Source organism: Erysipelotrichaceae bacterium 66202529 (assembly GCA_017161075.1).
Lineage (GTDB): Bacteria > Bacillota_I > Bacilli_A > Erysipelotrichales > Erysipelotrichaceae > Clostridium_AQ.
Window position 1 is genome coordinate 3,700,504 of record CP046174.1, and the last position, 13,459, is coordinate 3,713,962.

20 protein-coding genes and 1 riboswitch are annotated in these 13,459 nt (G+C 45.3%); all 20 genes read right to left on the bottom strand.

Annotated features, from left to right (window positions below; all coding sequences use genetic code 11):
• Positions 1 to 10 precede the first annotated feature (10 nt).
• The 20 genes from rplN to fusA all read right to left on the bottom strand — a co-directional run bounded on the left by rplN (position 11) and on the right by fusA (position 13,458).
• Positions 11 to 379 (bottom strand): 50S ribosomal protein L14, encoded by a 369-nt coding sequence (gene rplN / locus GKZ87_17465; GenBank protein QSI27145.1) that lies wholly within the window; start codon positions 377 to 379, stop codon positions 11 to 13.
• Positions 380 to 396: 17 nt separating this feature from the next.
• The gene (gene rpsQ, locus GKZ87_17470) at positions 397 to 657 is read right to left on the bottom strand and encodes a 30S ribosomal protein S17 (GenBank protein QSI27146.1); all 261 of its coding nucleotides are present in this window, start codon (positions 655 to 657) and stop codon (positions 397 to 399) included.
• Positions 658 to 673: 16 nt separating this feature from the next.
• Complete coding sequence (gene rpmC, locus GKZ87_17475; GenBank protein ID QSI27147.1) at positions 674 to 874, bottom strand: 50S ribosomal protein L29; 201 nt, start codon at positions 872 to 874, stop codon at positions 674 to 676.
• Between the two features lie 2 nt (positions 875 to 876).
• Complete coding sequence (rplP, locus tag GKZ87_17480) at positions 877 to 1,293, bottom strand: 50S ribosomal protein L16 (GenBank protein ID QSI27148.1); 417 nt, start codon at positions 1,291 to 1,293, stop codon at positions 877 to 879.
• Between the two features lie 3 nt (positions 1,294 to 1,296).
• Positions 1,297 to 2,088 (bottom strand): 30S ribosomal protein S3, encoded by a 792-nt coding sequence (gene rpsC / locus GKZ87_17485; protein QSI27149.1) that lies wholly within the window; start codon positions 2,086 to 2,088, stop codon positions 1,297 to 1,299.
• 11 nt (positions 2,089 to 2,099) lie between these two features.
• Positions 2,100 to 2,435 (bottom strand): 50S ribosomal protein L22, encoded by a 336-nt coding sequence (gene rplV / locus GKZ87_17490; protein QSI27150.1) that lies wholly within the window; start codon positions 2,433 to 2,435, stop codon positions 2,100 to 2,102.
• A gap of 15 nt (positions 2,436 to 2,450) precedes the next feature.
• A complete protein-coding gene (rpsS, locus tag GKZ87_17495) occupies positions 2,451 to 2,729 on the bottom strand; it encodes a 30S ribosomal protein S19 (GenBank protein QSI27151.1) in 279 nt (92 codons plus the stop codon).
• A 19-nt stretch (positions 2,730 to 2,748) separates the two neighbouring features.
• Entirely contained in the window at positions 2,749 to 3,582 is an 834-nt protein-coding gene (rplB, locus tag GKZ87_17500) for a 50S ribosomal protein L2 (protein QSI27152.1), read from the bottom strand.
• Positions 3,583 to 3,641: 59 nt separating this feature from the next.
• Entirely contained in the window at positions 3,642 to 3,938 is a 297-nt protein-coding gene (rplW, locus tag GKZ87_17505) for a 50S ribosomal protein L23 (protein ID QSI27153.1), read from the bottom strand.
• The gene (gene rplD, locus GKZ87_17510; GenBank protein ID QSI27154.1) at positions 3,938 to 4,567 is read right to left on the bottom strand and encodes a 50S ribosomal protein L4; all 630 of its coding nucleotides are present in this window, start codon (positions 4,565 to 4,567) and stop codon (positions 3,938 to 3,940) included. Before rplD ends, rplW begins: the two co-directional genes overlap by 1 nt.
• Positions 4,568 to 4,570: 3 nt before the next feature.
• The gene (rplC, locus tag GKZ87_17515) at positions 4,571 to 5,257 is read right to left on the bottom strand and encodes a 50S ribosomal protein L3 (GenBank protein QSI27155.1); all 687 of its coding nucleotides are present in this window, start codon (positions 5,255 to 5,257) and stop codon (positions 4,571 to 4,573) included.
• A gap of 13 nt (positions 5,258 to 5,270) precedes the next feature.
• On the bottom strand, positions 5,271 to 5,582 hold the full coding sequence (gene rpsJ, locus GKZ87_17520) for a 30S ribosomal protein S10 (GenBank protein ID QSI27156.1): 312 nt from the start codon (positions 5,580 to 5,582) through the stop codon (positions 5,271 to 5,273).
• A gap of 300 nt (positions 5,583 to 5,882) precedes the next feature.
• Entirely contained in the window at positions 5,883 to 6,608 is a 726-nt protein-coding gene (locus GKZ87_17525; GenBank protein QSI27157.1) for a hydrolase TatD, read from the bottom strand.
• The gene (locus GKZ87_17530; GenBank protein QSI27158.1) at positions 6,598 to 7,338 is read right to left on the bottom strand and encodes an ATP-binding cassette domain-containing protein; all 741 of its coding nucleotides are present in this window, start codon (positions 7,336 to 7,338) and stop codon (positions 6,598 to 6,600) included. The genes GKZ87_17525 and GKZ87_17530 overlap by 11 nt, the downstream gene beginning before the upstream one ends.
• Before the next feature lie 22 nt (positions 7,339 to 7,360).
• Complete coding sequence (locus tag GKZ87_17535) at positions 7,361 to 8,356, bottom strand: ABC transporter substrate-binding protein (GenBank protein QSI27159.1); 996 nt, start codon at positions 8,354 to 8,356, stop codon at positions 7,361 to 7,363.
• Positions 8,353 to 9,120 (bottom strand): ABC transporter permease subunit, encoded by a 768-nt coding sequence (locus tag GKZ87_17540; protein QSI27160.1) that lies wholly within the window; start codon positions 9,118 to 9,120, stop codon positions 8,353 to 8,355. Before GKZ87_17540 ends, GKZ87_17535 begins: the two co-directional genes overlap by 4 nt.
• A gap of 60 nt (positions 9,121 to 9,180) precedes the next feature.
• Positions 9,181 to 9,269: riboswitch (TPP riboswitch) on the bottom strand.
• A 128-nt stretch (positions 9,270 to 9,397) separates the two neighbouring features.
• Entirely contained in the window at positions 9,398 to 9,709 is a 312-nt protein-coding gene (locus tag GKZ87_17545; GenBank protein QSI27161.1) for a heavy metal-binding domain-containing protein, read from the bottom strand.
• Positions 9,690 to 9,908: a hypothetical protein gene (locus GKZ87_17550; GenBank protein QSI27162.1), complete on the bottom strand. Its 219-nt coding sequence runs from the start codon at positions 9,906 to 9,908 to the stop codon at positions 9,690 to 9,692. The genes GKZ87_17545 and GKZ87_17550 overlap by 20 nt, the downstream gene beginning before the upstream one ends.
• Before the next feature lie 218 nt (positions 9,909 to 10,126).
• Positions 10,127 to 11,311 (bottom strand): elongation factor Tu, encoded by a 1,185-nt coding sequence (gene tuf / locus GKZ87_17555; GenBank protein QSI27163.1) that lies wholly within the window; start codon positions 11,309 to 11,311, stop codon positions 10,127 to 10,129.
• Positions 11,312 to 11,379: 68 nt separating this feature from the next.
• Positions 11,380 to 13,458, bottom strand: coding sequence for an elongation factor G (gene fusA / locus GKZ87_17560; GenBank protein QSI27164.1), 2,079 nt, complete (start codon positions 13,456 to 13,458; stop codon positions 11,380 to 11,382).
• Position 13,459 lies beyond the last annotated feature (1 nt).

Below are 13,459 nucleotides of genomic sequence, written 5' to 3' on the forward strand. Positions count from 1 at the left end.
AGACACCTCCTTACAGTACTTCTGGTGCCAAGGATACAATTTTCATGAAGTCCTTGTCACGCAGCTCACGTGCAACAGGTCCGAAGATACGAGTTCCACGCGGTGTATTGTCGTCCTTAATCAGGACAACCGCATTGTCATCAAATTTGATGTATGTTCCGTTGTCACGGCGAACGCCACGCTTTGTACGTACGATTACACCCTTGACTACGTCACCCTTTTTTACAGTTCCACCAGGAGCAGCCTGCTTTACAGCACAGACAACGATATCCCCGATGTTTGAAAACTTACGAACGCTTCCGCCTAAGCAGCGGATAACCAGAACTTCCTTGGCTCCCGTGTTGTCAGCGACGCGTAATCTACTTTCATTCTGGATCATGAATGTCTACCTCCTGATTACAGCTGTACAGCTTTTTCGACGATTTTCACCAGACGGAATCTCTTAGTAGCGGATAATGGACGAGTCTCCATGATTTCTACCTTATCTCCCATTCTAGCTTCATTGTTTTCGTCATGCGCTTTGAATTTCTTAGAATATTTTACACGTTTTCCGTATAACGGGTGTGTTTTCTTTGTTTCGACAATAACAGTAATCGTCTTATCCATCTTGTCGGAAACTACAGTCCCGCGATATACTTTACGGTTAGATCTTTCCATAACTTAGTGATCCTCCTTAATCCTGACTACCAAGCTCGCGCTCAGTCATCACAGTTTTGATACGGGCAATTGTCTTTTTCACTGTCTTTAAACGTGCAGTGTTTGTCAACTGACCTGTAGCTTGTTGGAAACGAAGATTAAAAAGTTCATCTTTAAGCGTTTCGATCTCTTGTAATAATTCAGTGTTGCTTTTTTCTCTGATCTCTTTCGCTGTCATAATTACTTCTCTCCTTTTCTAACAACAAATTTTGTCTTCACTGGCAGCTTGTGAGCCGCAAGACGGAATGCCTCACGTGCCACTTCTTCAGGTACACCAGCGATTTCAAACATAACACGGCCCGGTTTTACAACTGCTACCCATCCTTCAGGAGCACCCTTACCAGAACCCATACGTACTTCAAGAGGTTTTTTCGTTCTTGCCATGTGAGGGAAGATACGGATCCAAACCTTACCACCACGCTTCATGTAACGAGTCATGGCAATACGAGCGGCCTCGATCTGACGGTTGCTGACGTAAGCACCAGTGTCAGCCATTAGACCATATTCACCAAAGGATACTTCACGGCCGGCTTTTGCACGTCCCTCGTAGCTTAAACGGTGAGGTCTTCTATATTTAGTTCTCTTAGGCATTAACATAAATTATTTTCCTCCTTCCGCTTTTCTAGGAGCATTTCCACCAGCAGAGTTTCTGTTGTTATTGTTTCTCTGGCTGTTGTTTCTGTTTCCACCACGGTTACCGCGACGGTTACGACGTCTGTCGTTCATGTTGTTCTTCGGAGCTTCCGGTTCCTGAACCATCTGTCCTGGCAGAACCTCACCACGGCAAATCCAAACCTTTACACCTAAACGACCGTAAGTCGTAGATGCTTCTTCCCAAGCGTAATCGATATCCGCACGCAGTGTGTGCAGAGGTACAACACCTTCGCTATAGCCTTCGGTACGAGCCATATCAGCTCCGCCCAAACGACCGGATACGGCAGTTTTGATACCCTTTGCTCCGGCACGCATCGTTCTCTGAATAGCCTTCTTCTGTGCAGTACGGAAGGAAGCACGCTGCTCCAGCTGATCCGCAATGCTGCGGGCAACCAGTTTTGCATCCAGATCAGGGTTTGCAATTTCCAGAACCTTCAGGTAGATGTTCTTTCCACCAGTCAGCTTCTCAACCTTTTTCTTCAGCATTTCTACGTTTTCACCGTTTGTTCCGATGATCACACCAGGGCGAGCTGTACGGATCATGATTTCCACACGGTTTTTAGAACGTTCGATTTCAACTCTGGACACTGATGCATTTTTGCATTCAGCGAACAGGAATTCACGAATTTTTACATCTTCTAATAATAAATCGGCATAATCCTTGTCTGCATACCATCTGGACTCCCAGTCACGGATGACACCGACACGCAATCCGATCGGACTAACTTTCTGTCCCATGAGCTACCTCCTTAATCACGCTCGTCAACCACAACAGTAATGTGGCTGGTGCGTTTGTGGATCGCACTAGCGGATCCTTTTGCACGTGGCATAAAACGTTTCAGAGTGACTCCCTCGTTTGCATAGCATGCCTTTACGTACAGCTTTTCTTCATCCATATCATGGTTATTCACTGCATTTGCTACTGCAGATTTCAATACCTTACCAACTGCTTCTGCTGCAACATTTGGTGTAAACTTCAAGATTGCAGCCGCTTCCGCAGCATCTTTCCCACGAATCAAATCGATAACAATACGAGCTTTTCTAGGTGGGATACGTAATGTTTTCGCTGTTGACTTAACTTCCATTATAACGTTTCCTCCTTATCGTTTAGCTTTCTTGTCATTATCGCCATGCCCACCGTATTTACGGGTTGGCACGAATTCACCAAGCTTGTGTCCTACCATGTCCTCTGTAACGTAAACAGGCAGGTGTTCCTTACCGTTGTAAACGGCAAATGTATGTTCCACAAACTGAGGGAATATAGTTGAACGACGTGACCAGGTTTTAATAACTTGTTTTTTACCGGCTTTGTTCAGCTCTTCCACTTTTTTCATTAAGTGGTCATCACAGAACGGGCCTTTTTTAAGACTACGACTCATTTTTCATTTCCTCCTTTGCCTATTTGCCATTACGACGACGAACGATCAGTTTCGTTGACGCTTTTTTCGCTTTACGTGTTTTCACACCCATAGCTTTCTTGCCCCAAGGTGTCATTGGAGATTTACGTCCTACTGGAGTACGTCCTTCACCACCACCATGAGGGTGATCATTAGGGTTCATAACGGAACCACGAACAGTTGGGCGGACACCCTTCCATCTCATACGTCCGGCTTTACCGTAGTTTACCAGACTGTGGTCTTCATTACCAACCTGACCGATTGTAGCACGGCAATTAGACAGAATTCTACGAACTTCACCAGAAGCTAAACGAACCGTTGTGTATTTTTCTTCAATACCAAGGATCTGAGCAGATGTTCCAGCGGAACGAGCCATCTGGCCACCCTTACCTGGCTTTAATTCAATGTTGTGAATGAAAGTACCTTCTGGGATATCTTTCAGCTCCATTGCGTTACCGACTTTGATATCGGCACCTTCACCGGAAACGACTGTCATACCAACAGTTAATCCCTTAGGAGCGATGATGTAACGCTTTTCACCGTCTGCATAGTTCAGCAGCGCAATGTTAGCGGAACGGTTTGGATCGTATTCAATGGTAGCTACACGAGCAGGCACACCGTCTTTGTTTCTCTTGAAATCGATAACACGGTAAGCCCTCTTATGTCCACCACCCTGATGACGGGTTGTGATACGTCCGTTGTTGTTACGTCCACCTTTGCTTTTTAACGGCTCCAGCAGACTTTTTTCAGGCTTGTCTGTCGTAATTTCTTCATAGGACAGACTAGTCATACCACGACGACCTGGAGTGGTCGGCTTATACTTCTTAATTGGCATAGTGTCAATTTCCTCCTTACGCAATATTTAGTCAGGAAATAGCGTGCTTCTTCCTGATATTATTCAGCTTCTTCGCCGAATAAGTTGATGTCCTGACCTTCCTTGATTTTCACATAGGCTTTGCGGACATTCTTTGTTGTACCAACATATTTACCCATTCTCTTGGTTTTTGGTTTCACATTTACGATGTTCACTTTCTCAACATCGACACCGAAGATAGCTTCCACGGCCTGCTTTACCTGTGTTTTGTTGGTTCCCTTTTTAACTTCAAACGTTACTTTGTTATCTGCGTCCATGTATCTCATCGTTTTTTCAGTGATGATTGGACGGATGATGATATCCTTGTAGTTTTCCATTATGCAAGTGCCTCCTCAACATCTTTCACAGCAGCTTCTGTAAAGACGATTTTGTTAGCATTTACGATATCGTAAACATTTAATCCATCAGCAGTAAGCATCATCATAGTAGGGATGTTTCTCATGCTCAGGAATGCATTTTCAAAATCTTCACCTTCAGATACTACGAATAAGGTTTTCTTTGGTGCGTTGATATCAGCGACAATCTGGTTGAACGCCTTTGTTTTTGGAGCTTCCAGCTCAAACTTGTCAACAACGCCCATTGCGTTTTCCAGCACCTTCTCAGACAGAGCTGATTTCAGAGCCAGACGACGAACTTTTTTGTTCAGCTTGTAGCCATAGTTTCTAGGAGTCGGGCCGAATACGATTCCTCCGCCTCTCCACTGTGTAGCACGAATGGATCCCTGACGAGCACGTCCGGTTCCCTTCTGACGCCAAGGCTTACGTCCGCCACCGCGTACTTCTGTACGGTTTTTGGTATCGTGAGTACCCTGACGCATGGATGCTCTCTGCATAATGACAGCATCGAAGATACATTGCTGATTTGGCTCGATGCCAAATACTGTATCTGCAAGAGTGATTTCTTTCAGCTCTTTACCAGTTTGGCTTAATACGACCATCTTAGGCATCTCTTATTCCTCCTCTTTCGTGTAATCTACTAATGTCACAGGCTCTGTATTGCCCTTGGAACATTTAGCAGTGCGTACCATTACCATTCCACGTTTTGGTCCAGGCACGTTTCCTTTGATCAGTAAGTAGTTGTTTTCAACATCAACCTTGATCACTGTCAGGTTCTGGTTTGTAGTTCTGTAACCACCCTCCTGACCGGCCATGATGGTACCCTTGATAATCTTACCCTGACGGGAGGTTATACCGTTGGTAGCCAATGAACCGATGTGTCTGTGGTGTCCGGAACCATGGCTCTTAGGACCGATTTTCGCATTATTACGAACGATCGTACCATTGAATCCCTTACCCTTTGATGTACCGATAACATCTACTGTTTCTCCAGCGCTGAAGATTCCTACGTTGATTTCAGCACCCAGCTCCAGATCAGCAAATTCGCTGTCGCGAACTTCCTTAACGAATCTTTTCGGAGCCGTATTCGCTTTTGCAGCATGTCCGGCTTCACCCTTTGTGCTGCGTGTTTCCTTAACATCTTCAAAACCTAACTGTACAGCTTCGTATCCATCGTTTTCCACTGTTTTCTTCTGTAATACAACATTTGGACAAGCCTCTACTACAGTTACAGGAATCAGCGTTCCATCCTCTGTGAAGACCTGTGTCATCCCAAGTTTACGTCCTAGAATACCTTTCATGATGTCACCTCCATTACAGCTTAATTTCGATGTCAACACCACTTGGCAGCTCCAGACGACTCAGTGAGTCGATTGTTTCTGCTGTAGGTCCGACAATCTCAATTAAACGTTTGTGAGTTCTGATCTCGAACTGCTCGCGAGAGTCTTTGTATTTGTGTACCGCACGCAGGATTGTTACTACCTGCTTTTCAGTTGGAAGAGGTACTGGTCCAACAATTTTTTTAGCACCGTGAGCTTGTGCTGCCTGCACGATCTTTTCTGCGGATGCATCCAAGATTCTGTGCTCATAAGCTTTTAAGCGAATTCTTACGCTATTTTTTGCCATGAATATATCTCCTTTCGCCTATATGGACTATAGACTCGCTCGATGCGAATTCCCCGGCCTCGCCGTCCATGACAACGTTTCTCAGTGGGTCGGCAACCTCGCATGTCCTCGCGGTCGTGATAATATTCTAACACATCCAAATGTTGATTACAAGCGTTAATTACGGCTTTTTTTACTTTTTTTCATAATTTTTTCAGAACCTCTGCACTCCACGAAATCCGCTGTTCATGAGAGCGTTTTCATAGCATTTTCGGTGAAAAAAACGAAAAAAAGCTTCTAAATCAATAGAAGCTCTTCACCTTAGCGCAGGGTTGTTTGCAGGAATGCCTCACAGTTTTGCTGCAGCTGCCGCTCTAGCTGCTCATATGGAATATTGCGCATTTCACTGATGCGCAGCATACTGCGCTTTAAGATTGCACCATGCTCATGCGGTGTCACTGCACGGTTCTCACACCATGCACAGGCTGAGATACCATCAGTTTCCACAAGCAGACGCTCCAGGGGGACGGAGGCTGCCACCTGCTGCACGGCTTCATCTGACAATAAGGAAGGCCCGACTGTGAACCAGCAGCCCATATTGATATATTCCCAAAGCCAGTCCGCACAGGAATACCAGTGTACAAGATAGCGGTTTTCATAACGCCGCAACAGCTTTAGCGCCGCTTTCTCTTTTCCCTTCAGATGCAAAATGACCGGCTTTTTCTGCTGCTGTGCAAACGTAAGCTGCTGTTCAAACACGCTATACTGCAGAGCCTCATCCGTTTTACACCAGACGGAATCCAATCCGATCTCTCCAATAATTTTCGTTTCCTTTAGCATTGGCAGCATCTCATCCCATGTGACTGTATCCGCCTGCCATGGATGGATACCGGCACTGATCCATATCGCCGGGTTTTCCGCCTGCAGCTTTTTCAGCTTGCTGTATTCCTTTGGCGTTGCCGCATTCACAATACAGGTGATACCCTGCTGCTTTAAAATTTCCGGTGTGGTTGCAGAGTCCATATGCATATGTGCATCAATGATCATAAACGCCCTCCTTCAGAAGCTGATAAATCTCCTTCTTCAGCTCCCCCTGATCATACAGCCATTCCCGGCTTTTTTCACATCGCTGCAAAGTGATCTCCTTGCAGATGGAAGCGGGTGAGCCCCCCAAAATCAGAATACGGTCTGCCAGATACAGCGCCTCATCAATATCGTGGGTCACCAGCAGCATCGTTCTGTTTAACTCTTTCCTCAGTTTCAGCAGCCAATCCTGCATATCATTGCGTGTAATGACATCCAGCGCACCAAAGGGCTCATCCAGCAGCAGTATATCGGCACTGCATAAGGCTGTGCGAAGAAACGCAGCACGCTGCCGCATCCCCCCGGACAGCTCATTTGGATACGCATATTCATAACCTTTTAAGCCAAAGGTCTCAAACTCCTGCAATGCGCTTTCCTTCGCCTCTTTAACATGTCCGTGTATCCTGCCATACAGACAGACATTATCCAGAATATTCTTCCATGGCAGCAGCAGGTCATCCTGCGGCATATAGGCAAAGTGTGAGGAAACTCCCTGCACACGCACATCATCCACAGAAAAGGTACCCTGCTCACTGTCCAGAAGTCCAGCCAGTATATTCAGCAGCGTTGATTTCCCACAGCCGCTGGGCCCGATCAGTGCCACAAATTCACCTTTCTCCACATGAAAGCTGACATGCTCCAGAATCCTTCTGCTGTTGAAAGAGATTGCCATATCCTCCACTTGTAATTTCATGATGACCTCCTGTAGAAGCAGCTTATTTCACAAACGTATTCGTATACTGCTCATCCGCTTTGATTTTTTCGTTAATCAGCTTATTCTCATACATAAAGGCAGTATAGTTATCCCATACAGAATCCTTCATAACACCCCAGCCTTCTGCGTCCTTTGCATATTCACTGCTTAAAAACTGCTGGCTCTTTTTCAAAAACTTCAGATCATAATCCGGTGCATATTTACTCAGAATCTCTGCGGACGCATCCGGATTTGAAATTGCAAATTCATATCCCTTCTTCACTGCATTCATAAATCTCTGAACTGTTTCCGGATCCTCCTTGATCATTTTCTCACTTGTAATGATAACAGGTGTGTAATAATCCAAACGCTCATCCAGCTCACGCAGCGGTATGTAATTTAAGTCATAGCCTTCCATTCTTCCCTTTGTCACAGCCCAGCCTTCAAACTCCCACTGAATATCCACTGTTTTTCCAAGAGACGCAAAGCCGCTTCCATCTGCACCAACCATTGTCAGCTTAGAGAAATCCGCCTTCGCCGCCTTCATAACCGCCTTGATAACAGCCTCCTCACTCGGTGCCTGCCAGCCTGCATACACCTTGCCTTCAAAATCCTTCGGTGTATTGATATGTTCTTTTTTCAATGACACAAAGCCGCTCGTGTTATGCTGAATGATTGTCGCAATCGCCCGGATCGGCAACGGTTCCTCCGCCGTTCTCGCATAGGTCACATCCTCCTGATAGCTGACACCGAACTCTCCCTTGTTTGCGGCGACCAGTGTTGCACTTGTGGCATCATCCCCAGGCTCGATGATATCCACATCCAGACCTTCCTCCTTGAAATACCCTTTATCCTTAGCAACATAAAATCCGGTATGATTGGTATTCGGTAAATAATCAAGAATCAGCGTTACCTTCTTTGCCGTTTCCTTCTCCTTGGATGCTTCCTTATTATCGGAGCATCCGCTTACTGCAACAGCCATCAATGCAGCCAGCAGCATACAGCTAATTTTCTTCATGCTTTTCTTCCTTTCTTCTTTCCTGCATATGGAAACAATACCGCTTCCAGTAAAACCACTGCCCCGTGCAGTAAAAGGCTCAGTGCGATAATCACAACCACACAGGCAAAAACCTTATCCAGCATATAACCGTTTTTCACACGTATCATATAATATCCAAGACCTGCCGAGGCACTCAGCCACTCTCCGACGATCGCCCCGCCGATGCAATAGGTCGCAGCCACCTTCAAGCCGGAAAATAATGCAGTAGAGGCTGCCGGTATTTTCACATATGCATAAATCTGCCATTTTTTGGCACCAAAGCTTTTCAGCAGACTGATCTGATGCTCATCCACTTTACCCAGCGCATCACAGAAGGCAATTACTACCGGAAAGAAGCACATGAAAATAACCATCAGAATTTTCGGTGCCATGCCAAATCCCAGCCAGATAGAAAACAGCGGTCCAAGTACCATGACCGGAACAGTCTGTGTAACGACCAGATGCGGAAATATGCTGTGTTTAAAGATTTGTGATACATCCATACCGATTGCAATGACAACAGCAAGCAGGGTAGCAATCAGCAGCCCGGCAACTGCTTCCTGCAGCGTTACCAGAGAATGCATCCATAAGACCTCACGATTTGTAAACAGTGCCTGCACAATTTTTGAGGGCGCCGGCAGGATATACAAATCAATAGCAAATATACGGACACAGCCTTCCCACACCGCAAGCACCAGCAACAGCGTAAACAATGGCATCCCAATTTTTTTTAACCGCTGCATCTTTCTTCTCCTTTCCAATAAAAAAACACCTCCATGAGGCGTAAGTGAACCAATCTAAGAAATAAGATAGATATGACTCCCTACGCTAGCATTAACTAGATCAGGTCATAAGGGACTGTCTCAGCCTAACGGCACCCCTGTCATGACAACCATATTATACACGTATCCTGTAAAAAAGAAAAGAAAAAACAGGATGCAGATACTTTTTACTGTCCATAGAAAAAGGATAGAAGCACGCCGAAGCAATCCTTCTATCCCTAACAGGACATCCTCTTTGTTACATAAAGCAAACGGCAGTGCCATAGGCGATAACCTCGGCTGCTCCACCCATGATGGCACTGGAAGCATATCGGATATTGACGATAGCATCCGCACCAAGTGCCTCAGCCTCCTCCACCATGCGCTTTGTCGCCAGTGCTCTCGCCTCGTTCATCATTTCATTGTAAGCCTTCAGCTCACCGCCTACCAGTGTCTTAAAGCCCTGAGAAATATCCTTTCCGATATTCTTTGTCTGAATCGTACTGCCCTTTACCAGTCCCAGCATATTCAGTGTTTTTCCTGTAATATAATCAGTATTTACTAAGATCATCTTCTTCTCCGCTCCTTATCTCGTCAATTCGTTCCTTGACTACATGAATCCACAGAAAAAGCAGTGCAAGCATAGGAACCCCAAATAAGAATATCACAGGCTTTGGTGCATCTAGAAAAAACAAAGAGCTGATCCAAAGCATCATATATAATGCAATAACAATTCCAATGGTTATCGGTGCCATCATTTTCCTATTCATACCGTACTCCCCTTTCTGCTGTTATCTGTATTATACTACAGAAAAGGTAGTATAGGTAGAAAAAAAGGTTCTTTCTCACGGTAAGGTACAAAAGTATATGATATACAAAAGGATTGATAAGCATCTCTCATTTTGTATTTAACTCTTTTCCTATACCCAGAGTCAAGAATGAACCGAAAAAAAGAGCACAAGTGTGCCCTTTTCATTTGTTTTGTTAATTACTCGATGATTTCAGTAACGTTTCCGGAACCTACTGTACGTCCACCTTCACGGATAGAGAATTTTGTATTGTTCTCGATAGCGATTGGAGCGATCAGTTCAACGTTCATTTCAACGTTGTCACCAGGCATAACCATTTCAGTTCCTTCTGGTAATGTAATAACACCAGTTACGTCAGTTGTACGGAAGTAGAACTGAGGACGGTAGTTAGAAACGAATGGAGTGTGACGTCCACCTTCTTCTTTTGTTAATACATAAACCTGAGCCTTGAACTTTGTGTGTGGGTGTACGGATCCTGGTTTAGCAAGAACCTGTCCACGCTGGATCTGGTCACGGTTGATACCACGCAGCAATGCACCGATGTTATCTCCGGATTCTGCGAAGTCCAGCTGTTTACGGAACATTTCCAGTCCGGTAACAACAGTTTTCTGAGTTTCCTTGATACCAACGATTTCAACTTCTTCTCCCAGTTTAACTACACCACGCTCAACACGTCCTGTAGCAACTGTACCACGACCTGTGATAGTCATAACGTCTTCGACAGACATCAGGAATGGCTTGTCAGTTTCACGAGTTGGATCTGGGATGAATTCATCAACAGCGTCCATCAGTTCTTTGATAGCGCCAACGTATTTTTCGTCACCTTCCAGAGCCTTCAGAGCAGAACCACGGATAACTGGAGCATTGTCTCCGTCGAATCCGTACTCGCTTAACAGCTCACGTACTTCCATTTCAACAAGGTCAACCAGTTCTTCATCATCAACCATGTCGCATTTGTTCAGGAATACAACGATGTAAGGAACACCTACCTGACGAGCAAGCAGGATGTGCTCACGAGTCTGAGGCATAGGTCCATCAGATGCAGCAACAACCAGGATAGCACCATCCATCTGTGCAGCACCAGTGATCATGTTCTTAACGTAGTCAGCGTGACCTGGGCAGTCAACGTGTGCGTAGTGACGCTTTTCAGTCTGGTATTCAACGTGTGCAGTGTTGATTGTAATTCCACGTTCTTTTTCTTCAGGTGCACCATCGATCTGGTCGTAAGCCTGTGCCTGTGCCATACCGTCTTTTGCAAGTACGTTTGTAATAGCAGCAGTTAACGTAGTTTTACCGTGGTCAACGTGTCCGATAGTTCCAATGTTAACATGTGTTTTGGAACGGTCAAATTTTTCTTTTGCCATTTTAATTTTCCTCCTAATTTAATAGTTTCCAAGTATATTCTAATTCAAAGTTTTTATAAAAGCAACAGTTAATTTTCAGAACTATTGTTTTTAATGATTTTTTCTGCAATACTCTTTGGTACTTCGGCATAATGGTCGAATTTCATAGAGTAATTTCCACGTCCCTGAGTGAAGGAACGCAGGTCAGTAACGTAACCGAACATCTCTGACAGAGGAATGTGCGCCTTAACGATAATCGCATTACCTCTTTCCTCCTGGTCAACGATTGCACCACGACGGGAGCTAACGTCACCCATAACGGATCCAAGATATTCATTTGGTGCAGTTACTTCCACCATCATAATAGGCTCCAGGATTACCGGGTTACATTTCTTAGCAGCAGCCTTTAACGCCATACTAGCCGCGATCTTGTACGCCATTTCACTGGAATCGACATCATGGTAGGAACCGTCAAACAGAGTCGCTTTGATATCAATAACAGGGTAGCCTGCAACGATACCGTTTCCAAGTGCGTCTCTCAGACCTTCTTCTGTAGGCTTGATATACTCACGAGGTACGCTTCCACCGACAGTAGCATCCACGAATTCAAATCCTTTTCCCTCTTCCTGAGGCTCAAATTTGATCCATACATGACCATACTGTCCGCGTCCACCGGACTGTTTGATGTATTTACCTTCACAATCAGCAGTTCCACGGATTGTTTCACGGTATGCAACCATTGGCTGTCCAACGTTTGCTTCTACCTTAAATTCACGGCGCAGACGGTCAACGATGATGTCCAGGTGAAGCTCACCGACACCGGCGATGATTGTCTGACCTGTTTCCTGATCTGTGTAGGTTTTGAAGGTAGGATCCTCTTCTGCAAGCTTTGCAAGAGCAAGACCCATCTTATCCTGGTCAGCCTTGGTTTTCGGTTCCAGAGACAGCTCGATTACTGGTTCCGGGAATTCCATGGATTCCAGAATGATTGGAGAATCCTCTGCACATAAGCTGTCTCCGGTTGTAGTAACCTTCAGACCTACGGCAGCAGCGATATCTCCGGCATATACCTGGTCGATTTCCTTACGTGCATTTGCATGCATCTGTACAATACGACCGAAACGCTCTCTTTTACCTTTTGTTGAGTTTAATACATAGCTTCCTGCAGTTGCTGTACCGGAGTACACACGGAAGAAGGACAGCTTTCCAACAAACGGGTCAGTTGCGATTTTGAATGCCAGGGCAGCGAATGGTTCTTCATCACTGGAATGACGTTCTGCTTCCGTACCATCTTCCAGCGTTCCCTTAATTGCAGGAACATCCAGCGGAGAAGGCAGATAATCAACAACTGCATCCAGAACCATCTGAACACCCTTATTCTTGTATGCGGAACCGCATAATACTGGGAAGAAATCACCAGCACATACTGCGATACGCAGAACACGTTTGATATCCTCAACGCTTGGTTCTTCACCTTCCAATACCTGCATCATGAAGTCTTCATCATAATCTGCAAGGTAATCGATCAGCTTGGAACGGTATTCCTCACAAAGATCCTTCAGATCTTCAGGAACATCACCTTCTTGAATATCAGTACCTAAGTCATTTGTATAAATTTCAGATTTTCTTTCAATGATATCTACGATACCAGTGAATGTGGACTCTGCACCAATTGGCAGCTGAATCGGACAGGATTTTGCTCCCAGACGATCAACGATTGTTTTGCATGACATCAGGAAGTCAGCTCCTGTTGCATCCATTTTGTTACAGAATACGATACGAGGTACTCCATATGTAGTAGCCTGCCGCCAAACAGTTTCTGTCTGAGGCTCTACACCGGCTTTTGCATCCAGCACCGTTACGGCACCATCAAGTACACGCAGGGAGCGTTCTACCTCAACTGTGAAGTCAACGTGACCTGGAGTATCGATAATGTTGATACGGGTACCCTTCCATGCTGCAGTTGTTGCCGCAGATGTGATGGTAATACCACGTTCCTGCTCCTGTGCCATCCAGTCCATCGTAGAAGCTCCATCATGAGTTTCTCCGATTTTGTGGTTAACACCTGTATAGTACAGAATACGCTCTGTAGTTGTTGTCTTACCAGCATCGATATGAGCCATGATACCAATGTTACGTGTGTTTTCTAATGAATACTGACGTGGCATA